This window comes from Methylobacterium sp. C33D (assembly GCF_053345825.1).
Window position 1 is genome coordinate 1 of record NZ_JBKFAV010000019.1, and the last position, 26739, is coordinate 26739.

Annotated in this window: 19 protein-coding genes; 12 read left to right on the forward strand and 7 right to left on the reverse strand. The window is 73.6% G+C overall.

Annotated features, from left to right (window positions below; all coding sequences use genetic code 11):
• A partial coding sequence (locus tag ACLBXO_RS16440; RefSeq protein ID WP_447686016.1) for an apolipoprotein A-IV repeat region-like domain-containing protein occupies nucleotides 1-6874 on the reverse strand: 6874 nt, incomplete at its 3' end.
• 288 nt (nucleotides 6875-7162) lie between these two features.
• On the opposite strand from ACLBXO_RS16440, the gene ACLBXO_RS16445 reads away from it, so the two are divergent.
• Both ACLBXO_RS16445 and ACLBXO_RS16450 read left to right on the forward strand, forming a co-directional pair.
• Nucleotides 7163-7483 carry an Hpt domain-containing protein gene (locus tag ACLBXO_RS16445; protein ID WP_331314462.1) on the forward strand — a complete coding sequence of 107 codons (321 nt, stop codon included), beginning with the start codon at nucleotides 7163-7165 and terminating at the stop codon, nucleotides 7481-7483.
• 134 nt (nucleotides 7484-7617) lie between these two features.
• Nucleotides 7618-7938: a 2Fe-2S iron-sulfur cluster-binding protein gene (locus tag ACLBXO_RS16450; protein ID WP_331314461.1), complete on the forward strand. Its 321-nt coding sequence runs from the start codon at nucleotides 7618-7620 to the stop codon at nucleotides 7936-7938.
• A 169-nt stretch (nucleotides 7939-8107) separates the two neighbouring features.
• Here ACLBXO_RS16450 and ACLBXO_RS16455 read toward each other — a convergent pair whose 3' ends face one another.
• Nucleotides 8108-9283, reverse strand: coding sequence for a vWA domain-containing protein (locus tag ACLBXO_RS16455; RefSeq protein ID WP_447686017.1), 1176 nt, complete (start codon nucleotides 9281-9283; stop codon nucleotides 8108-8110).
• Between the two features lie 379 nt (nucleotides 9284-9662).
• Between ACLBXO_RS16455 and ACLBXO_RS16460 the strand changes: the two genes are divergently transcribed.
• Nucleotides 9663-10070, forward strand: a complete 408-nt coding sequence (locus tag ACLBXO_RS16460) for a hypothetical protein (protein WP_273563651.1) — start codon at nucleotides 9663-9665, stop codon at nucleotides 10068-10070.
• A 79-nt stretch (nucleotides 10071-10149) separates the two neighbouring features.
• Here ACLBXO_RS16460 and ACLBXO_RS16465 read toward each other — a convergent pair whose 3' ends face one another.
• A complete protein-coding gene (locus tag ACLBXO_RS16465; protein ID WP_331314456.1) occupies nucleotides 10150-12012 on the reverse strand; it encodes a cation:proton antiporter domain-containing protein in 1863 nt (620 codons plus the stop codon).
• 311 nt (nucleotides 12013-12323) lie between these two features.
• On the opposite strand from ACLBXO_RS16465, the gene ACLBXO_RS16470 reads away from it, so the two are divergent.
• From ACLBXO_RS16470 to ACLBXO_RS16500, 7 genes are all read left to right on the forward strand, one after another.
• Nucleotides 12324-13583 (forward strand): ATPase, encoded by a 1260-nt coding sequence (locus tag ACLBXO_RS16470; RefSeq protein ID WP_447686018.1) that lies wholly within the window; start codon nucleotides 12324-12326, stop codon nucleotides 13581-13583.
• Nucleotides 13580-14221: a hypothetical protein gene (locus ACLBXO_RS16475; protein WP_331289705.1), complete on the forward strand. Its 642-nt coding sequence runs from the start codon at nucleotides 13580-13582 to the stop codon at nucleotides 14219-14221. Before ACLBXO_RS16470 ends, ACLBXO_RS16475 begins: the two co-directional genes overlap by 4 nt.
• A gap of 143 nt (nucleotides 14222-14364) precedes the next feature.
• The gene (locus ACLBXO_RS16480) at nucleotides 14365-15216 is read left to right on the forward strand and encodes an AAA family ATPase (RefSeq protein ID WP_331314452.1); all 852 of its coding nucleotides are present in this window, start codon (nucleotides 14365-14367) and stop codon (nucleotides 15214-15216) included.
• Between the two features lie 65 nt (nucleotides 15217-15281).
• Nucleotides 15282-16232 (forward strand): 3-hydroxyacyl-CoA dehydrogenase family protein, encoded by a 951-nt coding sequence (locus ACLBXO_RS16485; RefSeq protein ID WP_447686019.1) that lies wholly within the window; start codon nucleotides 15282-15284, stop codon nucleotides 16230-16232.
• On the forward strand, nucleotides 16229-16987 hold the full coding sequence (locus ACLBXO_RS16490) for an SDR family NAD(P)-dependent oxidoreductase (RefSeq protein WP_331314448.1): 759 nt from the start codon (nucleotides 16229-16231) through the stop codon (nucleotides 16985-16987). The genes ACLBXO_RS16485 and ACLBXO_RS16490 overlap by 4 nt, the downstream gene beginning before the upstream one ends.
• A gap of 18 nt (nucleotides 16988-17005) precedes the next feature.
• Nucleotides 17006-17890 carry a 3-keto-5-aminohexanoate cleavage protein gene (locus ACLBXO_RS16495; RefSeq protein ID WP_447686020.1) on the forward strand — a complete coding sequence of 295 codons (885 nt, stop codon included), beginning with the start codon at nucleotides 17006-17008 and terminating at the stop codon, nucleotides 17888-17890.
• A gap of 181 nt (nucleotides 17891-18071) precedes the next feature.
• Nucleotides 18072-19301 carry an ABC transporter substrate-binding protein gene (locus ACLBXO_RS16500; RefSeq protein WP_331314444.1) on the forward strand — a complete coding sequence of 410 codons (1230 nt, stop codon included), beginning with the start codon at nucleotides 18072-18074 and terminating at the stop codon, nucleotides 19299-19301.
• 79 nt (nucleotides 19302-19380) lie between these two features.
• Here the strand turns inward: ACLBXO_RS16500 and ACLBXO_RS16505 are convergent, their stop codons facing one another.
• A complete protein-coding gene (locus ACLBXO_RS16505) occupies nucleotides 19381-20262 on the reverse strand; it encodes an aldo/keto reductase family oxidoreductase (protein WP_447686021.1) in 882 nt (293 codons plus the stop codon).
• 92 nt (nucleotides 20263-20354) lie between these two features.
• Between ACLBXO_RS16505 and ACLBXO_RS16510 the strand changes: the two genes are divergently transcribed.
• On the forward strand, nucleotides 20355-21284 hold the full coding sequence (locus ACLBXO_RS16510; RefSeq protein ID WP_447686022.1) for a LysR family transcriptional regulator: 930 nt from the start codon (nucleotides 20355-20357) through the stop codon (nucleotides 21282-21284).
• Here ACLBXO_RS16510 and ACLBXO_RS16515 read toward each other — a convergent pair.
• A complete protein-coding gene (locus ACLBXO_RS16515) occupies nucleotides 21238-23025 on the reverse strand; it encodes a methanol/ethanol family PQQ-dependent dehydrogenase (protein ID WP_447686023.1) in 1788 nt (595 codons plus the stop codon). The genes ACLBXO_RS16510 and ACLBXO_RS16515 overlap by 47 nt on opposite strands.
• A gap of 44 nt (nucleotides 23026-23069) precedes the next feature.
• The gene (locus tag ACLBXO_RS16520; protein WP_331314439.1) at nucleotides 23070-23666 is read right to left on the reverse strand and encodes an LOG family protein; all 597 of its coding nucleotides are present in this window, start codon (nucleotides 23664-23666) and stop codon (nucleotides 23070-23072) included.
• A gap of 226 nt (nucleotides 23667-23892) precedes the next feature.
• On the opposite strand from ACLBXO_RS16520, the gene ACLBXO_RS16525 reads away from it, so the two are divergent.
• Nucleotides 23893-25371, forward strand: a complete 1479-nt coding sequence (locus ACLBXO_RS16525; protein ID WP_447686078.1) for a LysM peptidoglycan-binding domain-containing protein — start codon at nucleotides 23893-23895, stop codon at nucleotides 25369-25371.
• Between the two features lie 10 nt (nucleotides 25372-25381).
• Here the strand turns inward: ACLBXO_RS16525 and ACLBXO_RS16530 are convergent, their stop codons facing one another.
• On the reverse strand, nucleotides 25382-26716 hold the full coding sequence (locus tag ACLBXO_RS16530; protein WP_447686024.1) for an aminotransferase-like domain-containing protein: 1335 nt from the start codon (nucleotides 26714-26716) through the stop codon (nucleotides 25382-25384).
• Nucleotides 26717-26739 lie beyond the last annotated feature (23 nt).

Genomic DNA, 26739 nt, shown 5'->3' on the forward strand with positions numbered 1-26739 from the left:
GACCTCGTGACGGAGTCCCGGGACCCGCGCCCGCGCCGTCGCGTTGGTTGAAGGCAGGGAGAGATCGCATGACGCGCGCGCCAGAGACCGCAGCCCCGACGAGCCGCAGCCCGGAGCCCCCCGAGGCGGACGGGATCCCGACCGAACGCGGCGACGCGGCGGCCGCGGCCGGCGCCGCCGCGACGGCGCGGCCGCCGCCCTCCGCGACCCGGCGCTGGGGCTGGGCCTGCGGCTGGGCGACGTCGACCGCGCGGCCGGAGCGGGAGACCAGGGACGACAGCTCGTTGAGGGCCTTGATCTGGTCCGCCACCACCCGGCGCATCTCGCCGGTGGCGTCCTGCGTCTCGCGCGGCAGCTCGAGGACGCCCTTGGCGAGCTCGGCGCGGGTCGCGTCGAGCTCGCCGCGGATCGAGCCGGCCATCTCGCGCAGCGCCGAGAAGGAGTCGCCGAAGCTGGCCTGGGCCTCCTGGAAGCCGCTGCGCATCTCGCGGGCCGCCTCCTCGATGACCTGCCGGACGCCCTGGGCGGCCTTCTCGCCCTCGGCGCTGGCGCTGTCCTTCAGGTCGGCGAAGGCGCTCGTCACCGAGGCGCCGGCGCCCTGGGCCGACTGGGCCAGGGACTCGCCGACGCTGCGGGCGCGCTCCTCGGCAGCGCGCAGGGTCTGCTCGATGGTCTGCGCCAGGGCGGTGCCGTTCTGCTCCAGGGCCGCGGCCCGGGCCTCGAACGCGGCCAGCGCCTCGGTCAGCTTGGTCTCGCGGCCCGACAGGGCCGAGTCGAGGCGCTCCTCGATGGCCGCCAGGGAGGCCGCGGCCCGGTCGAGGGCCGCCACGTGCGCGGCGGTCTGCTCGCCGAGGGAGCGGCCGCGGCCGTCGAGGGTCTCGGCGAGGCGCGCGGCCTCGCTGAGCGCCCCGTCGGCGGCGCCGCGCAGGGCCTCGACCTGGGCCGAGACGCCGGCGCTGGCGCGGCCGGTCTCGGCGGCGATGCGCTCCAGCGCCCCCTGGACCTGCTCGATCCGGCCGGCGAGACCCTGCTCGATCGCGCCGAGATTGGTGTCGGCGCCGGCCACGAGGTCGGTCAGCGCCGTGTTGGCGGCCTCGATCCGCTGGAGCAGCGCGCCGAGCTCGCGGCCCATCCGGTCGTTGGTCTCGAACAGCTCGGAGAGCGTGCGGCCCGCGCCGTCCTCGACGGCGGCGCGCAGCAGCTCGGCCGAGGCCCGCGACTGCACGGCCAGCTCCTCGGTCCGCTCCCGCAGGCTCTCGGCCAGGGGGATGCCGGTCTCGGCGAGCGTCCGCTCGATCGCCTCCGCCCGGTCCGACAGGGCCCGCGACAGGTCCATCATCGGCCCGTCGATGGCGCCGCGCAGGCGCTCGACATGGCCCTCCAGGCTGTCGCCGACGGCGCGGCCGCTGCCCTCGACGCTGGCGAGCAGCGCGCCGCCGCGCTCCTCGATGGCGCGCACCAGGGTCTCGGCGCTCTCGGCGAGGCGACGGGACAGGGCCTCGCCGCGGGCGTCGACCAGGGCGCCGAGCGCCGTGGCGCGGCGCTCGAACCCGGCCCCGAGGGCCTCGGTGCGGGCGTCGATCAGGCCGGCCAGCGCGGCCTCGCGGCGGCTGAGCGTCTCGGCCAGGGCCGCGTTGTGGGCCTCGACCTGCTCGGCGTGGGCGCGCGCCCGCTCGTCGAGGGCGGCGACCAGGGACGCGGTGCGCTCGTCCATGAGGCCCGCGAAGGCCTCGTGGCGGTCGTCGAAGGCGGTGGCCAGGGTGTCGGCGCGCTGCGCCACCAGGGTCGCGAACAGCCGCATGCGGCTGTCGATGCGCTGCGTGAAGGCGTCGGCGCGGGCGTCGACGCCGCGGGCCAGGGCCTCGCTCTGCGCCTCGACGGCCTGCGCCAGGGCCGCGGTGCGGCCCTCGACCACGCCGTCCAGCTCCCGCAGCCGGGCGTCGAAGGTCTCCACGAGAGCGCCGGTCCGGCCCTGGACGGCGCCGTCCAGGGCGCGCAGCCGCGCGTCGAAGACCTCCACCAGGGCGCCGGTGCGGCCCTCGGCGGCCGCCACCAGGGCCTGGCCGCGGTCCTCCAGGAGGCCCTCGATCGCGGCGCGCGCCTGCTCGAAGGTCGCCCGCAGGGTCTCGACGCGCGCGTCGACCCGCTCGGACACGTCGCGGCCGGTGCCCTCGACCAGGGCGCCGAGGCGGTTCTGCACCCGGTCGAACAGGATCTGCAGCTCGCCGGTCCGCTCCTTGAGGGTCTCGGCGAGGCGGTTCTCGCGCTCCTCGAGCAGGCCGGCGATGGCCGGGTTCACCCCCTCGATGGTCGCCTGGAGCGCCTGGGTGCGGTGCTCGATGGTCCCGGCGATCTGGCGGCCGCGGCCGTCCACGAGGCGGTCGATCTCGCCCTGCGCCCGCTCGAACAGGCCCTGGAGGTCGGACAGACGGGTGTCCAGCAGGTCCGCCATCTGGGCGGGCGCCGCGTCGAGGGTCGTGCGCAGGCCCTCGGTCCGGGCCGCGATGGCGTCCGCGAGGTCCTGGCCGCGACCGTCCACGAGGTCGCGCAGGCCGGCCTGGGCCTCCTCGAACAGGGTCTGCAGGCGCTGCGTGCGGGCGTCGAGGGTGGCGGCGAGCTGGCGCTCGCGGGTCTCCACCAGCGCCGAGACGGCGGCCGGCGCCTCCTCCAGCACTGCGCGCAGGGACTGGATGCGGGCGTCGACCGCGGCGGCGAAGCGGCCGCCGCCGCCCTCGACCACGCCGTCGAGGGCCGACTGGGCCTCCTCGAACAGGGTGCGCAGGGCCTGGGCCCGGGCGGTGAGGGTGTCGGCGAGGCGGTTGCCGCGGCCGTCGACCAGGCTCTCCAGGTGGGCGAGCCGCTCGTCGAACAGGCTGCCGAGCTGGCGGGTGCGGTCCTCCAGGGCCCCGGTGGCGGAGCCGAACGCGCCCTCGAGGGCGGCGACCATCGCCTGACCGCGGCCGTCCAGCGCCTCGTGGATCGGGCCCATCCGGCCGTCCAGGGTGGCGGCCAGGGTGCCGGCATGGTCGTCCAGCAGGACGCGGATCTGGTTGGTCCGGTCGTCGAGCAGGGTGTGGACTGAGCGCACGCCCTCGTCGAGGAGGCCGCTGATGTCGGCCGTGCGGCTCGACAGGGTGTGGCCCAGGCGGCCCTCGCCGGCATCGAGCATCCGCTCGGCATCCGCGATGGTCTGCTGGAGCTTGGCGAGCACGCTCTCGCCGCGCTGGTCGATGAGCTCGGCCAGCGAGGTGCCGCCGCGGTCGAGCAGGCGGGCGAGCTCGGTGATCCGGCCGCCGATCGCCCCGAACACGGCGCGGCCCTTCTCGTCGAGCTCGCCCGACATGGCGGCGATGCGCTCGTCGATCAGGCGGCCGAGGAGTTCGGCGCGCTCCGCGAAGGCCGCGTGCACGGCCTCGGTCCGGGCGGCCAGCGCCGCGTCGGCGCTCTCGGTCCGCGCGTCCACCAGCCGGATCATCGAGTCCGCGCGGTTGGCCAGCGCGGCCTCGAGGCCGCGGGTGGCCTCCTCGATGGTGCCGGTGAGGGCGCGGACGCGCTCGGCCATGGCGCCGTCGAGGCCGCCGGTCCGGTCGGCGATCATCGCCACGAGGTCGCGGGTCCGGCCGGCCAGTTCCTCGTCCACCGCGCGGGTGCGCGCCTCGATGAGGCGGATCGCCTCGAAGGCCTGCACGCCGAAGCTCTCGTCCACGAGGCGGGCGCGCTGGTCCAGGGTCTCGGCGATCGCCTGCAGGCGGCCGATGACGCCGGTGTCGAAGTGGCCGGCGCTCTCCTCGATCCGCCGGGCGATCTCGCCCGTGTGGCGGGCGATGTCCTGGCCGAGCCCGGAGGTGCGGCCCTCCAGCATCTCCATCAGGCCGCGATGGCCCTCGGCCATGACCCGGCCCATCTCGTCGGTCCGGGCGCGCAGCGCCTCGTCCACGGCGTTCGCGCGGCTGCCGAGATGGTCGTCGATCTGGCCGACCAGCGCCGCCACGGCGGCCGCGACGGCGGCGGCCCGCTCGGCGGAGCGGGTCTCCAGGCCCCCGAGATGGGTCTCGATCAGGCTGCCGGCCTCGCGGGCCCGGGCGGCGATCGTCTCGGCGACGGCCTCGCCCTTGCCGGTGAGGAGCCGGTCCATCTCCTCCAGCCGCGCGCCAACGGTCTCGCCGAGCGCGGCGGTGTCGCGGTTGATCCGGTCGGCCAGGATGTCGCCGCGGGCGATGGTCTCCTGCAGGGCGGCGAGGCGGCTGCCCAGCGTCTCGTCGATCGCCCGGACGCGGCCGTCGGCGGTCTCGGCGAAGCTCGCGCCGGTCTGGCTGAGGGTGTCGGCGATGCGCGCGCCCTGGCTGGCGACGGCGAGGACGATGTCGCGGCCGGTGCCGCTGATCCGGGCCTGGGTCTCGTCGGCGTGGCCGGCGAGCAGCTCGGCGACGCTCCGGCCGTGCTCGCCGAAGGCCGCCTCCATCTCGCCGATCCGGGCGGCGAGCTCGGCCGAGATCGCGCGGGCGGCCTCGGCGAGGCTGCCGGTGGCGTCGCCGGTCCGGGCGGCGAGCTCGCGGTTGAGCTCGTCGAGGGCGGCGCGGACCGCCGCGACGGCCTCCGTCCCGCGGGCGCCGAGCTCGGTGCCGGTGCGGTCGGCGGCGTCGCGGAACCGGGCGGTGAGGATCGCGGTCTCGGCCTCGACGGCGCCGGTGACCTCGCCGGAGGCGGTGCGCAGGGTGTCCAGGGTCTCGGCGAGCCGGGCGGCGGCGTCCCGCGTCTGCGTCTCGGCGGCCTGACTCGCCTGATCGGCGGCGGCCCGCAGCGCGGCGGCCGCCTCCTCGGTGCGCGCCGACAGGGCGGCGGCGGAATCCGCGACCCGGCGCTCGAACACCCGCACGGCCTCGAGGGTCCGGGCCTCGACCGCGCCGGTGGCGTCCTCGGCCGTGCCGCGCAGGGCGTCGGTCGCCGCCTCGGCCCCGCGCCGGAGCGCCGCGACCGCCTCGGCGGTGCGGCCGTCGATCTCGCCCGACAGGCCCTCGACGGTGCCCCGCAGCGACTGGACCGCCGAGGAAGCCCCCGTCTCGAAGCCCTGGCCGAGGGCCGCGAAGGCGGCCTCCAGGTTCGCCGCGACCGTCTCGGTCCGGTGCGCGATGCTGCCGCCGGCCTGCTCGGCCGCCGCCGCGACCCGGTGCTCCAGGTCCGCGGCCCGGACCGTCACGGTCTCGTCGAGGCGCGCCGCGATGCCGTCCATCCGCTCGGCGAGGGCGCCGCCGCGCTCCGCCAGCGCCTCGGCGATCCGCTCGGCGGTGCCGACGAGGTCGTCGCGCACGGCGCCCGCGCGGGCCGCCAGGGTCTCGCCGGCGCCGCTCGCGGCGAGCGCCAGGGCGGCCTGGGCGTCGCGCCCGCGGCCCTCGATCGTCTCGGCGACCGACAGGCCGGCGCTCTCCAGTTCGGCGCGCAGCGCGAGGCCGCGGCCGGCGATGTCCTGGGTCAGGGCCGACCCGGTCTCGGCGAAGCGGGCGGTGATCTCGGCGCCCATCGCGCCGAAGCGCTCGGTCAGCTCCGAGCCGCGCGACAGGAAGGCGGTTTCGAGCCCCGTCACGGAGCGCTCGAAGGTCTCGCGCACCGTGCCGGCCTGACGCTCCAGCGCGTCGCTCACGCGGCTGCCGGTCTCCTCCAGGGTCCGGGTGAGGGCGCCGGCATTCTCCGACAGGCGCTCGGCCAGGGCGGTGCCGGCGGCCTGGAAGGCGCCGGTCGCCGTGCCGGCGCGGTCCTCGAAGGTGCGGGTCAGGGTCTCGCCGACCTCCTGGAAGCTGCCGCGCACCTCCTGGCTGGTGGCCGCGAGGGTGTCGATCAGGTCGCTGCCGCGGGCGGTCATCAGGTTGACGACCCGGTCGCCGGCCTCGCCCAGGGAAGCCGTGATCGCGGCGCCGCGGGTCTCCAGCGCGCCGGTCACGCGCTCGCCCGCGCCGGTCACCGCGGAGACGATCCGGTCGGAGGCGCCCTCCAGGTCCTGGCTCAGGCTCTGGTGCGACCCGGTGATGGCACTGCGCACCCGCTCGGCGTTGGTGACGATCGCCTCGCGCTGGGCGACCAGTTCGTCCACGAGGGAGCGGATGCGGATCTCGTTGTCGGAATAGGCCCGCTCCAGGGTGGCGATCTCGCCACGGACCAGGGTCTCCAGCTCGCCGGCCCGGGCGAGCGCCCGCTCGACGCCGTCGCCCACCGCCGCCACCTCGCGGCGCACGGTCTGCGACATGGTCAGCACCGCGTCGGTGGAGAAGCTCTCGGGCTCGGCGAGGCGCACCGCGACCTCGCCGACCGCGCGGGCGACGAGGCGCATCTCCTGGGCGCGCACCGCCAGCATGGCGGCGATCACGAACAGCACCACCGGGCCGAACAGGGCCGCGGCGCCGACGCTCGCCTGGAGGGCGGAGAGGCCCGACACGACGGCGCGCAGGTCGCCGTCGGACTTGGCCCAGGCGATCAGCACCAGGGCGCCGATCCAGACCGCGCCGGCGGCGAGCGCGAGCAGGTAGGGCTTGGGCGAGGAGCGCACCCGCAGGGTCTGCTGCAGGATGCCGATGTTGCGCCGGTCGTCGTTGGCCACGAGCGACCGGTCGGGGGGCAGGAGCCCGCCCTCGCGGCGGGGGCGGTCCAGGCCCGGCGGCGGCAGGTCCGAGACGAGCGGGGGGTCGAGGTCGAGGCGCGGCGGCATGGTCCGGCCGGCGTCGAGGCCGCCGTCGCGCAGCGGGTCGGCGTCACCGACGTCGGGCAGGCGCGGCTCGGCGCGGCCGTCGGGGCCGTTCGGCGTCAGGGCGTCGAGGTTCAGCGCCTGCTCGATCGCAGAGAGCGCGGCCTCGGCCGGGTCCTTCAGCTTCTTCTCGGTCGCCATACAACGCCTCGTTACACGGGTTCACCGGCGCCGGGAGAGGCTTGAGCCGGAGACGCAACGCCCCGTTTACCATTACAAGACTAAACTCGGGCAGCGACTGCCGATACCCGAGCCCTCGACCGGCCCCAGAAAAGGTTAACCGAATGGTTACCGGGCCCGTCGCTCACCGCCTCCACCATCCTGCCGCAGGGGAGGGGTCCGGCGCGATCCCCACCCGGCGAATCAGGGGGTGAATTGTGTGGATCAGATCCGCAATCCCCGACGAATCCGGATGCCGGGAGCCCGAACATGCAGGCCATCGACCCCGCGGAACTGGAGGCCCAGACCGGCGGCGACGCCGACCTGGCCCGTGAGGTTCTGGACCTGTTCGCCGGCCAGTGCCGGTCGATCCTGCCGCGCCTCGCCGACCCGTCCCTGCCGCGGGAGCAGCGCGCCGACCTCGCCCACACCCTGAAGGGCTCGGCCGCGGGCGTCGGGGCAATTCACGTGCGCGCCCTGGCGGACGCCGCGGAGACGCGCCTGCGCGCCGGCGCCGGGGCGGTGCCGGTCGACGACCTCGCGGCCGCGGTCGCGCGGGCGCTGGCGGAGATCGCCGAGGCCCGGGCCTGACAGGCTCGCCGCAATGCGGCGATCGATCCGGGACCGGTGTCTAATGCCGCGCTTGCATTCCGCGTTTCCAGCCGCCAAGCAGGCACGCCGCCCGTCGGACAGACTGCGCTCGACGCGAGCCCGGAGCCCCCAGCATGCCCAAGATCACCTACGTCGACCACGCCGGGACGGAGCGGACCGTCGAAGGCAGCGTCGGCGCGACCGTGATGGAGACGGCGCTGCGCAACAACGTCCCGGGCATCGACGCGGAGTGCGGCGGCGCCTGCGCCTGCGCCACCTGCCACGTCTACGTGGCCGACGCCTGGATCGACACGGTCGGCAAGGCGCAGGACATGGAGCAGGACATGCTGGATTTCGCCAGCGACGTCCGCGAGAATTCCCGCCTGTCCTGCCAGATCAAGATCACGCCGGCGCTGGACGGCCTCGTGGTGACGACCCCGCCCCAGCAGGGCTGAGACGGAAACCGTCCAGGACGCGCGATCCCCTCCCGTCCTCGCGAGCGCAGCGAAGCGACCCAGGGTGGCGCGACATCCGTGTATGCGGCGCTGCTGGATCGCTTCGCCGCGCCCGCGAGGACGGCATCGCCTCCGGTCGCATCGCGCCGTGGGGCCGTCACCACGCCCGTTACCGCACCAGCGTCCGCGCCGCCGCGTCGAGCCCCTCCAGCGTGAGCGGGAACATCCGGCCGGCGACCAGCCGCTGCATCATGCCGATCGACTGGGTGTAGCCCCAGTGCGTCTCGGGCACCGGGTTCAGCCACGCCGCCTTCGGGAAATGGTCGAGGAGCCGCTGCATCCAGACGGCGCCGGCCTCCTCGTTCCAGTGCTCCACGGAGCCGCCGGGCGTGGCGATCTCGTAGGGGCTCATCGAGGCGTCGCCCACGAAGACGAGCCGGTAGTCGCTGCCGTAGGTGCGGATCACGTCGAGGAGCGGCGTCTTCGCCTCGTGGCGGCGCCGGTTCTCGGTCCAGACCGCCTCGTAGGGGCAGTTGTGGAAGTAGTAGTGCGCGAGGTGCTTGAACTCCGAGCGCGCCGCCGAGAACAGCGCCTCGGCCTGCTCGATGTGCCAGTCCATCGAGCCGCCGATGTCCAGGAACAGCAGCACCTTCACGGCGTTGCGCCGCTCCGGGCGCAGCTTCACGTCGATGTAGCCCTGGCGGGCGCTCGCGCGGATCGTGCCGTCGAGGTCGAGCTCCTCGGCCGCCCCCGTCCGGGCGAAGCGGCGCAGGCGCCGCAGGGCGAGGCGCATGTTGCGCGCGCCGATCTCCCGGTCGTCGTCGAGGTCCTTGAACTCGCGCTTGTCCCAGACCTTCACCGCCCGGAAGTTGCGGTTCCCGTCCTGGCCGATGCGGATGCCCTCGGGATTGTAGCCGTAGGCGCCGAAGGGCGAGGTGCCGCCGGTGCCGATCCATTTCGAGCCGCCCTGGTGGCGCCCCTTCTGCTCGGCGAGGCGCTGCTTCAGGGTCTCGAACAGCTTGTCCCAGCCGAGCGCCTTCAGCTCCGCCTTCTCGGCCTCGGTCAGGTATTTTTCCGCGAGCTTGCGCAGCCACTCCTCCGGGATGGCCGTAGGCTCCACCGCCTCCCCGAGGGTCTCGAGCCCCTTGAACACCGTGCCGAACACCCGGTCGAACCGGTCGAGATGCGCCTCGTCCTTCACCAGCGCGGTGCGCGACAGGAAGTAGAACGCCTCGACGTCGTGCTCCGCGAGGCCCCGGTCCAGGGCGCCGAGCAGGGTCAGGTATTCCTTCAGGGAGACGGGGACCTTGGCGTCCCGGAGGGCCGTGAAGAACTGCAGCAGCATCCCGGGAGAACGCGCCAGCCGCGCGTCCGGGTCAAGCCCGCGCCAAGTCCGCGTCACCCCCGCGCCAAGTCCGCGTCACCCCCGCGCGAATCGGTCGGCGCCGCGCCGAGCGGGGCAGGACTTTCCCGCGCGCGTTTCGAGTCTTCGGCGATGGTCGACAAGATTCAGCCCGGTCGACACCGCTGATTCCCGGGCCCAAACGAGTCTCTCCGACCCGATGGGACTCATAACCTGGGCATAAGTCGTCGAATCTGTTGATATGTGGCCGGACAAGCCTCGCCCAGTCACTCAATCGGTCATGGGAATCGCTCAACTCGGGAGATCGAGTGTGTGCGGACGCGGCAGCGCGGCCCACACGGAGCTAGCGAGGAGACCTGCGATGGCGGTCATCCTGCGGAATCTGACGGAATTCAAGCGGTTTCTCGGGAAGCCGGGGGCGACGATTCAGCTGGTGCGCAACACCTTCATGGACCGCCAGCCGGAGGCGACCCGGGACGCCTACCGCGACAAGGGCATGTACGCCCCGCGGGCGGTGCAGGCCCTGTCGCGCAAGGCCGCGGTCTTCACCCTGCGGGGCTATCCCGGGACGGTCTGGCTCTACTGGGACAAGGGCGCCCGCGGCTGGCGCTTCTCCGGCGACACCGTGACGGTGCCCCTGGTCACCGGCCTCGGGCCGGCAGACGAACTGGTCTACCGGTGCAGCTTCGCCGACGGGTTCGAGCCGGCGCCCCGCAGCCGCGTCGCGCGGCGGGCCAAGCACGAGGACGCGCACCCGGTCCTGATCTGAGCGGGGCCCGCGGCCGGGACCTCCGCTCAGACCGCCCGCCTCAGGGCTCCTGGTCGGGCATCCTGGGCGGGCATCCGGGTCAGGCCTCCTGGCCGGCCGCCTCCTGGCGTTCGACGTCCTGGCGCTCGGGCTCCCGCTTGACGGGAGCGGGCTTGCCCAGCGCCTTCCCGACGGTCCGCCGCGCCCGGAAGATCGGCTTCGACTCGTTCTCGCGCTTCTTCAGCAGGGCGCGATACTCGTCCCGCCGCTCGTGGATCGACGCGATCACCAGCCCCATCGGCACGCCGACATCGACCAGCACGGCCTCCGACAGCTGCAGCGACGCCTCGATCGTCTCCGGCACCGCGTCGTCGACGCCGAGCTCGTAGAGCGAGGAGGCGTGGCGGGCGTCGCGGGCCCGGGCCACGATGGTCAGGTCCGGCCGCTCGGCGCGGGCCGCCGCCACCGCCGCCTCGACGGCGCGGGGATTGTCGAGGGTGACGACCAGCGCCCGGGCCGTGGCGATGTCGCAGCGGCGCAGCATCTCGGTGTTGCCGCTGTCGCCGAAATAGACCGGCGCGCCGGCGCGGCGCTGCTCGGCGACCCGGGCGGCGTCGGAATCGAGGGCGAGGTACGGGATCTTGTGCCGCTCCAGCATCTCGCCGACCTGCCGGCCGACGCGGCCGAAGCCGGCCACGATCACCCGGTTCTCCACGCGCTGCGGCCACGGCTCGGCCTTGGCGGCGGCCTGGGCGCCGGCCGTCGCCCGCATCTTGAGCCGCCGGCCGATCGCCGCCAGCGCCGGGATCATGATCATCGTGACGGTGGTGACCACGAGGGCCGCCGCCCCGACCTCCTCCGGCACGAGGCCGGTGGCCATGGCGCCGCCGATCAGCACGTAGGCGAACTCGCCGCCCGGACCGAGCAGCAGCGCCGTCTCCAGCGCCACCGGCCGGGGGATCTTCAGGACGGGGGCCGCCATCATCACCACGGCGGCCTTGATCAGGACCAGCGCCAGCGACAGGCCGATGATCGCCCCCGGCGTCGCCATCAGCTGCGCCGGGTCGAGGTTCATGCCCACCGAGACGAAGAACACGCCGAGCAGCAGGCCCTTGAACGGGTCGATCGTCGCCTCGATGGCCCGGCGGTACTCGGTCTCGGCCAGCAGCAGGCCGGCCACGAAGGCGCCCAGCGTCATCGACAGGCCGCTCGCCGCCGCGGTCAGCGCCGTGCCGACGATGACCAGCAGGCAGGCGGCCATGAACAGCTCGGTGGAGCGCGTGCGCGCCACGAGCTGGAACAGCGGGCGCAGGGCGAGGCGGCCCGCCACCACGATCAGCACCAGCGCGACCGCCGCCTGGCCGAGCGCCATGGCGAGCGCCCAGCCCTTGTCGCCGCCGTCGTCGCGGCCGAGCACCGCGATCGCGAACAGGACCGGCGCCACCGCCAGGTCCTGGAACAGCAGCACCGCGAAGCTGGTGCGGCCCGTGGGCGCGTTGAGCCGCTTCTGCTCGGCCAGGACCGGCAGGACCACCGCGGTCGACGACAGCGCGAGGCCGATGCCGACGATCGCCGCGCCGGTGAGCGGCACGTTGAGCCCGTAGAGGATCGCCCCGAGGATCAGCGCGGAGCAGCCGACCTGCAGGGAGCCGAGGCCGAAGACCAGCCGGCGCAGCACCCGCAGGCGCTCCCAGGACAGCTCGATCCCGATCATGAACATCAGGAAGATCACGCCGAACTCGGCGAGGTGCGAGATCTCGGCCCGGTTGCCGATGGTGAACAGGTGCACCGATGGATAGGTGTCGGCGAGCCGGCCGAGGCCGAAGGGCCCGAGCAGGGCCCCGGCGCCGATGAAGCCGAGCACCGGCGAGATCCGCAGGCGGTGGAACAGCGGCACCACGATGCCCGCTGTGACGAGAAACAGGATCGCTTCCTTGTAGGAGCCGGCGTGGACCTCTGGCATCGGCGGCGGATCGAACCTCGTCTCTCGGGGGCGGGGGGATGCCGATCACGGCTGCGCGATCATGGGTCGGCACCGCCCGCGGGGCAACCGGATTCGGGCCGCGATCGACCCCGCGGATGTGCGTTCCGACACAAGCCGGATACAGGCGTGGGTGAGACATTTCGGTCACCGGGAGGCCGGATGCGGACAGCATCCAAAGGAGGCATGCGGTGAGGGCGTGCAACGCGGCTCAAAATCGGCACAATGCGCGCATACACGCCTGAGTTAACCGGGGGTTAAGCTCGGCCGGGCTCGGCCCGGAACTGGACCGGATGGATGCGACGAGGCCGATGATCTCCATCAAATCGATATTTGCCGGTCCGACAGCGCCCCCCAGCCGCGACCTCGAGCGCGAGAAGCGCGAGTGGAAGCTCGAGTCGGACCGCTGGCGCCACCAGCGCCACGTCGAGAAGGGCTACCGCATCAAGTGGGGCTACGTGGCGATCGCGTACCTCGTCGAGTTCATGGTGATCGGCGCCTCGCTCTGGGGCGCGTGGCTGTTCGCGGGCGTCTACAGCGACGGCGACTGGCACGCCTTCTACTTCATGCTGCTGGCGCCGATGGTCTACGCCGCGGTGGAGCTGTGCCGCGTGCCGCTCGGCATCCTGGCCCGCACGCAGCGCTCCTACTTCGTGCGCGCGCTCGCGGTGCTCGGCATCATCTTCGCGGCGGGCGTGACCACCAAGTCGGTGTCGCAGCTCGGCGAGATGATGTTCCATCCCCGCCTGATGGAGGCGGCCCGGACCAAGACCGCCCTGAAGGACGCCCAGGCCGACCGCGCCACGATCGGCGACCGGATCAAGGCGGCGGACGAGCGCGTGGCCCAGTACACGGCCGAGCTCGACCAGATCGAGAAGCGCTCCGCCGACAACGCCCAGCAGCTCGCCGGCCTTCCGGCCCAGCGCTGCGAGCGGGTCTTCGGCACCAACAGCAAGGGCCGCAAGTACCAGAACCTGAAATGCGTGGCCGATCCCCGCGTCGCCGCCCTGTCGCAGGGCGTCGCCAAGGCGTCCGCCGACCGCGCCGGGATGATCAAGGACCTGGAGGAGGCCCGCAAGGCGCGCGCCGCCCTCGATCCGGGCGCCGCCGACCGCCGCGTGGCCGATGCCGAGCAGGGCTACCGGAACGCGGTCAACCGCTCGCAGCTCCACTCCTTCACCGCCATGGTCTACGGCGTCGACCCGATCGACGTGACCGAGAGCCAGGTCCACGCCTTCCTGCGGATCTTCGTGTTCCTGCCCGCGGTCTGCGCGGCCTTCGCGTCGACGATCCTGGCGCTCTGCGCGGTCTCGACCCGCCGGACCTTCATGGACGAGGACGATCTCGGCGCCGCCGTGAACCCGGAGGCGGCCCCCTACATGCTCGACGCGATCGCCGACGCCCTGCGCTCGCATCCCGAGCCGATCCTGCCGCGCGCCGCCAACGCGTCGGGCGCGGTGATCCCGATGAACCGGCCGGCCCAGGGCCAGCAGGCCCTGCCGAACCAGGCCCATCCGGGCCCGACCCTCCCTGCCGCTGGAGCCGGCGCATGAACTACGTCGCGAGCGGGACCCCCGAGAACATCGCCCTCGCTCAGCAGGTGAATTCGCGCCTGCGGGCGGATTCGAGCTACGTCGCCGCCCGGGCCTTCCTGTTCCGGGCGCTGGGCTTCGGCGCCTTCGCGTGCCTCGCCGGCATCGGCGTCGGCGCGGCCGCCTACGGCTGGGCGACCCTGAACCAGTTCGACACCGCCGCCGAGAAGATCGCCGCCGCCATGCAGGCGGCGCTCTCGGACGTGACCCTGAAGACCAAGGGCGAGGTCACGCTGACCGACAACACCCTCAAGCTCGAGGGCCTGCCCAAGGTCGCCGCCTCCCCGACGCCCACCAAGGCGCAGCTCGGCAGCGACGCCGCCCCGGCCTCCAAGGCGGCGGTGAACACGACCTTCACGGTGTTCAAGCAGGTGCCCTACCTCGACGGGCAGATCGTGACCGGCTGGAACTTCAAGGACAGCGCCGACCAGCCCTACCAGCAGTACTGCTACTTCTCCCGCCGATCGAATGAGGCGAAGGGTCAGGTCGAGATCAAGATCGACCTCGCCATGGACGGCAAGACCCTGCCGCAGCCGCAGAAGTCGGACGTGAACCTCGAGATCCTGGCCCGGAACTGCGTCTGGCACGAGAAGGGCTGAGATCCCTCGCGGCGATACCGTCCTGGCGAGCGAGGCGCAGTGATGACGGGGCTCGGACAGATTGGGCCAGATGGGTTCGGCGCTTGCGGCCCGGCCGCGCCCCGCGCTACCCGTTTCCCTCGACCCACCTCTCCGAGACCGCGATGCGCTTTTCCGGAACCGAGACCTACGTCGCGACCCCCGACCTCACCGCGGCGGTCAACGCCGCCGTGGTCCTGGAGCGGCCGCTCCTCGTGAAGGGTGAGCCCGGCACCGGCAAGACCGTGCTGGCCGAGGAGATCGCCAAGGGCTTGAGCGCGCCGCTGATCGTCTGGAACATCAAGTCGACCACCAAGGCGCAGCAGGGTCTCTACGAGTACGACGCGGTCTCGCGCCTGCGCGACTCCCAGCTCGGCGACCCGCGGGTCTCGGAGATCGGCAACTACATCCGGCGCGGCAAGCTCTGGGAGGCGTTCACCGCGCCCGAGCGCCCGGTCCTGCTGATCGACGAGATCGACAAGGCCGACATCGAGTTCCCCAACGACCTCCTGACCGAACTCGACCGGATGGAGTTCCACGTCTACGAGACCGGCGAGACCGTGAAGGCCGTGCGCCGGCCGATCGTGATCATCACGTCGAACAACGAGAAGGAGCTGCCGGACGCGTTCCTGCGCCGCTGCTTCTTCCACTACATCAAGTTCCCCGACGCCGAGACGCTGCAGCGCATCGTCGACGTCCACTATCCGGGCATCAAGCACCGCCTCGTCGAGGAGGCGCTCCGGACCTTCCTGGCGATGCGCGAGGTCCCGGGCCTCAAGAAGAAGCCCTCGACCTCGGAGCTGCTCGACTGGCTGAAGCTCCTCGTCTCCGAGGACATCGCCCCCGAGACCCTGCGCGAGCAGGACGGCCGCAAGCTGATCCCGCCGCTGCACGGGGCGCTCCTGAAGAACGAGCAGGATGTCAGCCTGTTCGAGAAGCTGGCCTTCATGATGCGCCGGGACCAGCGCGGCGGCTGAGGCCCGGACGGACGACCCGAGGATTCCCGCGAGAGGAGCCCGGGGCAGGGACAGGAGCGTGCGGCATGGGCGAGATCGCGGTCGTCGGCGGCGGGTTGATGGGGCACGGCATCGCCCTGGTGCTGGCGCTCGCCGGCCACGGCGTGCGGATCACCGACACGCGGCCCGAGACCCGGGCGCGGATCCCGGCCCTCATGGACTCGGCCCTCGCGACCCTGCGGGAGGCGGGCGCCGCCCCGGAGGGCTGGGATGCCGGGCGTCTGGCCCGGGCCGTCCGGGTCGAGGCCGAGCTCGACGCGGCGGTGTCGGGCGCCGGCCTCGTGATCGAGGCGATCACCGAGAACCCGGAGGCCAAGCGCGCGCTCTTCTCCGAGCTCGACCGGCTCTGCCCGGCCGACGCGATCCTCGCCAGCAACACCAGCTACCTCGACGTCTTCCCGCTGATCCCGGACGCCCGGCAGGCGCGGGCGCTGATCCTGCACTGGTACACGCCGCCCTACATCGTCGACCTCGTCGACGTGGTGCCGGGGCCCGGCACCGACCCGGCCATCGTCGCCGCCATGGCCGACCTCGTGCGCGGCCTCGGGCAGGTGCCGATCGTGCTGAAGCGCTTCATCCCCGGCTACATCGCCAACCGCATCCAGCAGGCGATCAGCGCCGAGGTGTTCCGGCTCCTCGACGCCGACGTCGCCGCGCCGAAGGACATCGACGACGCGATCGTCCACGGGCTCGCCCTGCGCATCCCGATCCTCGGCCACCTCGCCAAGGCGGACTTCACCGGCCTGGAGCTGACGCAGCGGGCGCTGGCCAACGCCAGCTACGCGCCGCCGCCGCCCCGCACCCGCTCCGAGACCCTCGACGCCCTCTGCGCCGCCGGCCGGACCGGGGTGATGGCCGGCAAGGGCTACTTCGACTGGGGCGGGCGGGCGCCCGAGGAGCTGTTCCGCGAGCGCGACCGCAAGCTCCTGGCGCTGAAGGCGGCGATGGCCGGGATCGGCCGGATGGAGGGATCATGATCGGAGCGGACCTGTCCGGGCGGCGCGTCCTCGTCACCGGAGCCTCGTCGGGGATCGGGCTCGCGACGGTGGAGATCTTCGCCCGCAACGGCGCCGCGGTGGCGCTGAACCACCTGCCCGACGATGCCCGCGGCCCGGCCGAGGCCGCCCGGCTCGCCGGGGAGGGCCTGCCGGTGATCGCGCTGCCCGGCGACGTGTCGCGGGCGGGCGAGGCCGAGGCGATGGTGGCGGCCGGCATCGACCGGCTCGGCGGCCTCGATGTGCTCGTCAACAATGCCGGGACGTCGGGCACGACCACGCCCATCGCGTTCGAGGACCTCGACGCGATGAGCGAGGATTTCTGGGCGACGATCCTCGCCACCAACCTGCTCGGGCCGTTCCGCTGCGCCCGGGCGGCGGCCGCGACCCTCAAGGCGAGCCGCGGCGCCATCGTCAACACCGCCTCGGTGGCCGGGCTCGGGCGGCGCGGCTCGTCGGTCGCCTACTCGGCGAGCAAGGCCGGGCTGATCAACCTGACCCGCAGCCTCGCCCGGGCGCTGGCGCCGGACGTGCGGGTCAACGCCGTGGCGCCGGGCCTCGTCGCCACGCCCTGGACCGAGCCCTGGTCGGAGGAGCGCAAGGCCTCGACCGTGGGGCGCACCATGCTCGGCCGCATGGCCCGCCCGGAGGACATCGCCGAGACGATCTTCTTCCTGAGTGCCGGCGCGGCCTACATCACCGGCGAGACGATCACGGTCGACGGCGGCGCGATCTGACGCGCGGGGAGGACACAGATGTCGAGCACCACCGTCATCACCTGCGCCCTCACGGGCTCGTTCGACACGCCGCGGAAGAACCCGGCCGTGCCGGTGAGCCCGGAGGCGATCGCACGGTCGGCGCTCGAGGCCGCCGCCGCCGGGGCCGCCGTGGTCCATATCCACGTCCGCGATCCCGAGACGGCCGCGCCCAGCATGGAGCTCGCCCATTACCGCGAGGTGGTCGAGCGGATCCGCGCGAAGAACGACGCGGTGATCCTCAACCTGACCACGGGGGCGGGGGGCCGGTTCGTGCCGGGCGACCCCGACCCGGCGGTCGCCGGCCCGGGCACGACCTTCGTGGCGCCCGAGGCCCGCACCCGGCACGTCGGCGCGCTGCGGCCGGAGATCTGCACCCTCGACGTCGCCACGATGAATTTCGGCGAGCACCTGTTCCTCAACACGCCGGGCCACCTGCGGGCGATGGCGGGTCACATCCGCGACGCGGGCGTGAAGCCCGAGATCGAGGTGTTCGACCTCGGCCAGATCGAGCTGGCCCGGCACCTGATCGCCGAGGGGCACTTGGCGCGCCCGCCGCTGTTCCAGATCTGCCTCGGCATCCCCTGGGGCGCCCCGGCGACGCCGGAGGCGCTGGTGGCGATGCGGGCGCGGCTGCCGGAGGACGCGGTCTGGTCGGCCTTCGGCATCGGCCGGGAGGAGTTCCCGATCCTCGCAGTGGCGGCCGGCATGGGCGGCAACGTCCGGGTCGGGCTGGAGGACAACCTGTACCTGTCCCGGGGCCGGCTCGCGCCGAGCAACGCCGCGCTGGTGGAGAAGGCGGTGAGCCTGCTCGCCCATATCGACCGCGAGCCGGCCACGCCCGATCAGGCGCGGGCGATCTTCGGGTTGGCGCCGCGGGGATAGATCGCGCGCACAAGACGCGCATCGCCTCCCGCCTCTACGGGGAGGGGGAAGCCGCAGCGCTTACGGAACAGCGGCATCCTCACCCGCGGCGGTATCAGCCTCTGACGCCCACGGATACTCTGTCTTCGAAAACGCGAGCGCCGATCAACGCCGCCGCGTTCCAGAAAACAGGGAGAGAGACATGACGCTCCGCCATATTACCGCGGCGCTGCTCGGGAGCCTGTGCGCGCTCGGCGCCGGCGCGGCGCTCGCGGCCGAGCTCGTGCCGGTGAAGATCGGCGTGCTGAACGACCGCTCCGGCGTCTACTTCGATTCCACCGGCGAGGGCTCGGTGGTGGCGGCCCGCATGGCGGTCGAGGATTTCAAGCCGGAGGAACACGGGCTGAAGGTCGAGGTCGTCGCCGCCGACCACCAGAACAAGCCCGATGTCGGCGCCTCCATCACCCGGCAATGGTACGACCGCGACGGTGTCGACGCCGTCTTCGACGTACCGACCTCCTCGGTGGCGCTCGCCATCGCGCAGATCACCAAGGAGAAGAACAAGGCCTTCATCAACTCGGGCGGCGGCACCGCCGACCTCACCGGGTCGGCCTGCACCCCGAACACTGTCCACTGGACCTACGACACCGCGGCGCTCGCCAACGGCACCGGCAAGGCCATCCTCAAGCGCGGCGGCAAGAGCTGGTACTTCATCACCGCCGACTACGCCTTCGGCCTCGCGTTGGAGCGCGACACCAAGGCCGTCGTGGAGAAGAACGGCGGCAAGGTCGTCGGCGGCGTGCGCACCCCCTTCCCGAACCCGGACTTCTCCTCGTTCCTGCTCCAGGCTCAAGGATCGGGCGCCCAGGTGATCGGGCTCGCCGATGCCGGCCTCGACGCCGCCAACGCCATCAAGCAGGCGCACGAGTTCGGCATCCGCCAGGGCGGCCAGACCCTCGCCGCCCTGCTGATCGCCATCACCGACATCCACTCGCTGGGCCTGGAGGTGGCGCAGGGGCTCGACTTCACCGCCTCGTTCTACTGGGACCTCAACGACGGCACCCGCGCCTTCTCGGAGCGCTTCGAGAAGCGCATGCCCGGCAAGAAGCCGACCTCCTACCAGGCCGGCGTCTACGCCAGCACGCTGCACTACCTGAAGGCGGTGGCGGCCCTGCACTCGGCCAAGGACGGCGCCGCCGTCGTCGCCAAGATGAAGGAGCTGCCCACCGACGACCCGCTGTTCGGCAAGGGCACGATCCGGCCGGACGGCCGCAAGATCCACCCGATGTACCTGTTCGAGGCCAAGGCGCCCGCCGAGTCGAAGGGCGAGTGGGACCTCTACAAAGTTCTGGAGACGATCCCGGCCGAGCAGGCCTTCCGCCCGATGAGCGAGGGCGGCTGCCCGATGGTAGCCGGCATGACGGCGAAGTAGGCGTCGGGTCGCTCCTCTCCGCACCGCCGTCCTCGCGCGCGGAGAGCTACCGCGATCGAAGCGTCCGAACGATCACCGTTCACGCCGCCCCGATCCGATCCAGCGCCGCCACCGCCTCCGCCGGCAGGCGCAGGTCCGCCGCCGCGAGATTCTCGCGCAGGTGGCCGAGCGAGGACGTCCCCGGGATCAGCAGGATGTTCGGCGACCGGCGCAGCAGCCAGGCGAGCGCCACCTGCATCGGCGTCGCGCCGAGCCCGGCCGCCACCGCCGACAGGGTGTCCGACTGCAGCGGGCTGAACCCGCCCAGCGGGAAGAACGGCACGTAGGCGATCCCGGCCGCCGCGAGGTCGTCGATGAACGCGTCGTCGCCCCGGTGGGCGAGGTTGTACTGGTTCTGCACGCAGACGATGTCGGTGATCCGGCGCCCGTCCGCGACCTGCCGGGGCGTGGCGTTGCTCAGGCCGATCCGGCGGATCAGTCCCTGGCGCTGAAGATCCGCCAGCACGGTGAGCGGCGCCTCGATCGGCCCTTCCGCGGGGCCGTGGACGTCGAACATCAGCCGCAGGTTGACCACGTCGAGGGCGTCGACGCCGAGGTTGCGCAGGTTGTCGTGGACCGCCCGGGTGAGGTCTTCCGCCGAGAAGGCCGGATTCCACGAGGCGTCGGCCCCGCGCGTGGCGCCGACCTTCGTGACGATCACGAGCCCGTCCGGATAGGGATGCAGCGCCTCGCGGATGATCTGGTTGGTGACGTGCGGCCCGTAGAAGTCGCTGGTGTCGATGTGGTCGACGCCCGCGGCGACCGCCCCGCGCAGCACCGCGACCGCTTCGGCGCGGTCCTTCGGCGGGCCGAACACGCCCGGCCCGGCGAGCTGCATGGCCCCGTAGCCCAGCCGCTTCACGGTCCGGTCGCTGAGGGGGAAGGTCCCGGCCTGCGCGATGTCGGCGGTGATGGCGGTCATGACGGATCTCCTGTTGGCGCTCCGGATGTAGACGCCACGCTTTGCGCCGATAAGCCGTGACAATCGGCACGGGCCGTGCGGATTCTCGAACGATGACCCAGAACCTCACGGACCTCGCCGCCTTCGTGACCGTGGCGCGGGCCGGCGGTTTCCGCGAAGGGGCCCGCGCCGGGGGCGGGAGCGCGTCGAGCCTGAGCGAGGCCGTGCGCCGGCTGGAGGCGGGGCTCGGCGTGCGCCTCCTGAACCGCACGACCCGCAGCGTCGCCCCCACGGAGGCGGGGGCCCGCCTGCTGGAACGGCTCGGGCCGGCCCTCGCCGAAGTGGACGCCGCCCTCGACGTGGTGAACGGGTTCCGCGACCGGCCGGCGGGCACGCTCCGGCTGAACGTGCCGCTGAGCGCCGCCCGGCTGGTGCTGCCGGCGCTCGTGCCGCCCTTCCTGGCGGCCTACCCGGAGATCCGCCTGGAGATCGTCGTCGAGGACGGATTCGTGGACGTGCTGGCGGCCGGCTGCGACGCCGGCATCCGCTACGACGAGCGGCTGGAACAGGACATGATCGCGGTGCCGATCGGCCCGCGGCGGCAGCGTTTCGCCACCGCGGCGGCCCCCGCCTATCTCGACCGGCGCGGCCGGCCGGAGCATCCGCGCGATCTTCTCGCCCATGCCTGCCTGCTCGGCCGCTTCCCCAGCGGCGCCCTGACGGCGCCCTGGGAGTTCGAGCGCGACGGCGCCATCGTCCGGGTGGACCCGTCCGGGCCGCTGATCGTGCGCGTCGGGGCCAGCGACCTCGCGGTCGAGGCCGCGATCGCCGGCACCGGGATCGTCCACCTGTTCGAGGACTGGCTGCGGCCGCACCTCGACAGCGGCGCCCTGGAGCCGGTGCTGGAGCCCTGGTGGCAGGTCTTCTCCGGCCCGTTCCTCTACTACCCCGGCCGGCGGCACCTGCCGGCGCCGCTGCGCGCCTTCGTGGACTTCGTCAGTGGCCGGCCGGCGGTGCCGGATCCGGCAGTTCGAACACCGTGAGCTGCCCGCCCGGCGCCGTGTACTGCGACAGGGCCGCGTAGCCGCCGACCGCCCCCGAGCCGTCGGCCGGGTCGGTCAGCCCGGCCGCCAGCCCGATCCCGGCCCAGCCGCCGACCCCGGACAGCACCGCCACGTACTGCTTGCCGCCGTGCAGGTAGGTGGTGACGTTGCCGACGATCCCGGACGGGGTCTTGAACCGGTAGAGCTCGTGCCCGTCCCGGGCGTCGACCGCCTTCAGGTAGCCCTCCAGCGTGCCGTAGAAGACCACGTTGCCGGCCGTCGCGAGCGCCCCCGACCAGACCGAGAACGGCTCCGGGATCGTCCAGGCGATCCGCCCCTTCGCGCCGTCCCAGGCGATGAACGCCCCGGTCCGGTCCGAGCCCTCGGGCGGGTGCAGGGTGAGCGTCGCGCCGACATAGGGCTGGCCGGGTGTGTAGGTCACCCGGAACGCCTCGTAATCCATGCACATGTGGTTGGTCGGCACGTAGAACAGCCGCGTCACCGGCGAGTAGGCGGCGGGCTGCTGGTTCTTGGCACCCAGCGCCCCGGGGCAGATGTTTTTGGTCGTTTCGTCCTCGTCGGCCTCGCCGGGGGCGTAGTGCCTGTCGACCACCGGCCGGCCGTAATCGGGGGCGGCCGGGTCCGTGGCGATGCGGCTGGCCCAGTTCACCGTGGGATCGAACTTCTCCGCCACCAGCAGCGCGCCGGTGGCCCGGTCCAGCGTGTAGCCGAAGCCGTTCCGGTCGAAATGGGTCAGCACCTTGCGGGGCCGCCCGTCGATCACCTGCTCGGTGAGGATCATCTCGTTGACGCCGTCATAGTCCCACTGGTCGTGGGGGGTCATCTGGTAGACCCAGCGGGCGATGCCGGTGTCGGCGTCGCGGGCGACGATCGCCTGGGACCAGCGGTTGTCGCCGGGGCGCTGGGCCGGGTTCCAGGTCGAGGGATTGCCGGTGCCGTAGTAGACGAGGTTCAGCTCCGGGTCGTAGGAGAACCAGCCCCAGCTGCAGGCGCCGCCGGTCCGCCACTGGTCGCCCTCCCAGCTCTTCAGGGAGGAATCCTTGCCGACCGGGCGCCCGAGTTCGGTCGTCGTCTGCGGATCGACCAGCATGTCGGCGTCCGGCCCGGTGGCGTAGGCGCGCCAGAGACGTTTCCCGCTGGCCTGATCGTACGCGGTGACGTGGCAGCGCGCCCCGTACTCGCCGCCCGCGAGCCCGACGATGAGCTTGCCGTGCACCGGCAGGACGGTGGCGGTGTTGGTCTCGCCCCGGCCCGGGTCGCCGTTCTTCACAGACCACAGCACCCGGCCGGTCTCGGGATCGAGCGCCACCACGGTGGTGTCGGCCTGCTGCAGGAACAGCCGCCCGTCCGCGTAGGCGAGCCCCCGGGAGACCGTGTCGCAGCACATCACGGCGATGACGCCCGCGTCCTGCCGCGGCGCGTAGCGCCACAGGATCTTCCCGCCCTGGTCGAGGTCGAGGGCGTAGACCGCGTTGGGGAACGGCGTGTGCACGATCATCAGGTGCCCGACCACGATCGGCGCCCCCTCGTGGCCGCGCAGGACGCCGGTGGAGAAGGTCCAGGCGACCTTCAGGCGCCCGACATTGCCGGCGTCGATCTGGTCGAGGGCGGAGTAGCGGGTGTTGGCGTAGTCCAGGGTCTGCAGGACCGGCGACGGGCCGGCGGCGGCCGCGCCGGCGAGGCCGGCGAGCGGCAGGGCCGCGAGCAGTGAAGCACGCATCGACGCCCGCATCCTCGTGATCCTCATCGCCGCGCGACGCGCGCCTACATGCGCTGCTGGACGATGCTCTCGGCCCGGGGGTCCGGCTCGTGGCCGGCCGCGCGGAGCATCGGCACCACCTCGGCCGCCTCCCGGGCGACGAGGTAGCTCAGGTCGAGGCCCTCGCGGATGAAGCCGTGGCCGCGCATGTGCTCGAACAGGGCGAGCAGCGGCGCCCAGAACTCCGCCACCGAGACCAGCACCACCGGCTTCCGGTGGCGCCCGAGCTGCGCCCAGGTCAGCTGCTCGACCAGCTCCTCCAGGGTGCCGATGCCGCCCGGCAGGGTCACGAACGCGTCCGAGCGCTCGAACATCAGGCGCTTGCGGGTGTGCATGTCGGAGACCACCACGGTCTCCTGGATGTCCGCCAGCATGTGCTCGCGTGCCTGGAGGAAGTCCGGGATGATGCCGGTGACGTGGCCGCCGGCGGCGAGCGCCGCCCGCGCGACCGTGCCCATCAGCCCGACATCGCCGCCGCCGTAGACGAGGCCCATCCCGGCCTGCGCGACGGCGGTCCCGAGGGTCTCGGCGGCCTCGCGGAAGGCCGGGTCGCGGCCGAAGCCGGAGCCGCAATAGACACAGACTGTCCTCACCGGAGCCATCCGGCGCCCTCCTCGCGCGTCCGTTGCGAGCCGTCCAGAACGCGCCCCTGCCCGGCACTCCACGTGCCAAACTGCTGAATTCGCGTGGGATTCGCCCGCCTGGGCGGCAGGACGGCTTGGTGTGGGGACCATGTACGGTATTATGGGCGGCGCCGTCGACGGGTTTTCGCGCGGGCGGATGGCCGCCCGCCGGGCGGCGGCAGGATGAGGGGAGGCCATCGTGGCGATGTCGAGACAGGTGCGGCGCAGTCTCGCCCTGGCGCTCGCCGGCCTCCTCGGCGGACTCGGACTCGTGCTGGCGCTGTTCGGCGGCGACTCCCTGCGGCGGCTCACCGGCCGCGGCAGTCCCGAGCCGGCCGCGTCGTCGGCGCCGAGCGGCAGCCTGCGCGGCCTCGCCGATCCGGGCGCCCTGGCGGGCCGCACCGACCCGACGATCGACTTCCGCGACGACAAGCCGGGCCGCGCGAGCCCGGCGCCGGGAACGGGCCCCGTGGCCGCGCTCCCGCAGGATCCGCGCGCCGGCACCGCCGGGGCGCCGCAGGGCGGTCCGGGCCGGGACGCGCGCCTGCCGGAGGCGGCCGAAGCGCCGCTTTTCGACATCGTCCGCGTCGAGCCGAACGGCGACGCCGTGGTGGCCGGCCGGGGCGCGCCGGACGCCGCGATCGAGATGCTGGTCGACGGCAAGCCCGTGGCCCGGGCGAAGGCCGATGCCAACGGCCAGTTCGCGATCGTGCCGCCGGCCCTGCCGGCGGGCGCCAGCACCCTCCGCCTGCGCATGACCGGAACGGACGGGCACGCGACCGAGTCGCAGCAGAGCGTCGCGGTCAACGTCGCCCCCGGGCGGGACCGCCAGCCCCTCGTGGCCCTGACCGCCCCGGACGCCGCGACCGTCGTGCTGTCGCAGCCCGGCGCGCCCGGCGCGATGGCCGACGCGAAGGGCGGCCCGGGATCCGGCACGGGCCCCGGCACGGCGCCGGGCACCGGGGCCTCCGACGCGACGCCGGCCGGGCGGCCGGCCGGGGGCGGGGAGACCCGCGAGGCCGCAGCACCCGGGTCGGCGCCGACCCGGATCGCCAGCGTGGACGTGCAGGGCAACGGCCGCCTGTTCGTGACGGCCACGGGCGCGCCGGGGGCGCGGATCCAGCTCTACCTCAACGACACGCTGATCGCCCCGGGCAGCATCGGGCCGGACGGCCGCGCGACCTTCACGATCGGGCGCGGGATCAAGCCCGGGCAGTATCAGGTGCGGATCGACCAGGTCGATCCGGCCACCGGCAAGGTCGCCAGCCGCGCGGCGGTCCCCCTCGCGGTGCCGGAGCCGACGCAGGTCGCCGCCCGGGAGACCGCCGAGCCCGCACCGTCGCCCGCCCAGAGCGGCGCGCGGGATCACGGCGGGCGCGATCGGGCCGGTTCCGGTCGGGACGGTGCCGGGCAGGACCGGTCGGCGGCCTCGCCCCCGGCCGCCGTCTCGAATGCCCGGGTGGCCGACATGGCGGAGCCGGACCGGGTCGGCGCGGTGTTCGTGCCGGAGATCAGCACGGCCCGGATCACCCGCGGCGACAATCTCTGGCGGATCAGCCAGCGCACCTACGGCCGGGGCGAGCGCTACACGGTGATCTACGACGCCAACCAGAACCAGATCCGCGATCCGGACCTGATCTACCCGGGCCAGATCTTCGTGCTGCCCAACGACAAGCGCGGCTGAGCGGCGCCGCCTACTCCACCACCTGGTCGTCGCCCGCGAAGGCCAGGCGGCGCAGGCCGCGCAGCGCCCGGTCGAGCTCCTCGCGTGACGGCGAGGCCAGGGCGAGGCGCACCGCGTTCGGCGCGTGGCCGGGATGGACCGCGAAGGACGAGGCCGGGAGGAGGGCGATGCCCTGGCGCAGGGCCGCGGCCGCGTAGGCCTCGGCCCGCCACGTCTCGGGCAGTTCCAGCCAGAGGTGGTAGGCCTGCGGATCGCCCACCACGCGCAGGTCGGCGAGCGCGGCCCGGGCGAGGGCCTGCCGGGCCGCGGCGTCCCGGCGCTTGGCCTCGGCCAGCGCCGCCGCCGAGCCGCCGGCCATCCAGTGCATGCCGGCCGCGAGCGACAGGCCGAGCACCGTCCAGGCGCCCTGGCGGACGGAGGCGGCGAGCCGGTCGGTGAGGGACGGCGGCGCGGCGATCAGGCCGACGGTCAGCGCCGGCATCACCCGCTTCGACAGGCTGTCCACGAAGATCACCCGGTCCGGCGCGAGGCCGGCGAGCGGCGGCGCCTCGGCCAGGAAGCTGTAGACCGCGTCCTCGACGGCGGTGAGCCCGGTCCGCTCCAGCACCTCCGCGAGGGCGGCCCGGCGCGCCGGCCCCATCGTGGCGCCGAGGGGATTGTGCAGGGTCGGCTGGAGATAGACGCCGCTCAGCGGGGTCGCCCGGTGGGCCTGGAGCAGCGCCTCGGGGCAGACGCCCTCGGCGTCCATGGCGAGCGGGACCAGCGCGATGCCGAGCCGCGCCGCGATGCCCTTCACGCCCGGATAGGTCAGGGGCTCGCAGCCGATCCGCTCGCCGGGCGCCGCCAGGGCCGCCAGGGCGGCGGCCAGCGCCTGCCGGCCGTTGCCGGTGAACAGGATGTCGGCGGGATCGGGAGCGTAGCCCGCCCGCGACAGGAACCCGGCGGCGATGGCCTGAGCCGACGGCGTGCCCGCCGGCCCGTACTGCGTGAAGCCGATCTGGCCGTCGTCGCGGGCGAGCGCCGCCAGGGTCTCGGCCAGGACCGCCTCCTGCTCGGGCAGGCGCGAGTGGGTCCGCTGCAGATCGAGGGCGGCCGGGGGCGGCTCCGGGCGGAGCAACCCGGCGCGCCCCGGCTCGCTGCGGACATAGGTGCCGCGCCCGACCTCGCCGGTCACCAGCCCCCGGCGGGCCAGCTCGGCGTAGACGCGGCTCGCCGTCGAGACCGCGATGCCCCGCGCGTAGGCGAAGTCGCGCTGCGGCGGCAGCCGCGCGCCGGGGCGGAGCCGGCCCGCCGCGATGTCGGCCGCGATCGCGTCGGCGACGGTGCGGTAATCCGCGGGGCGCATAATTGCTCCGAGGTCAATGTTTC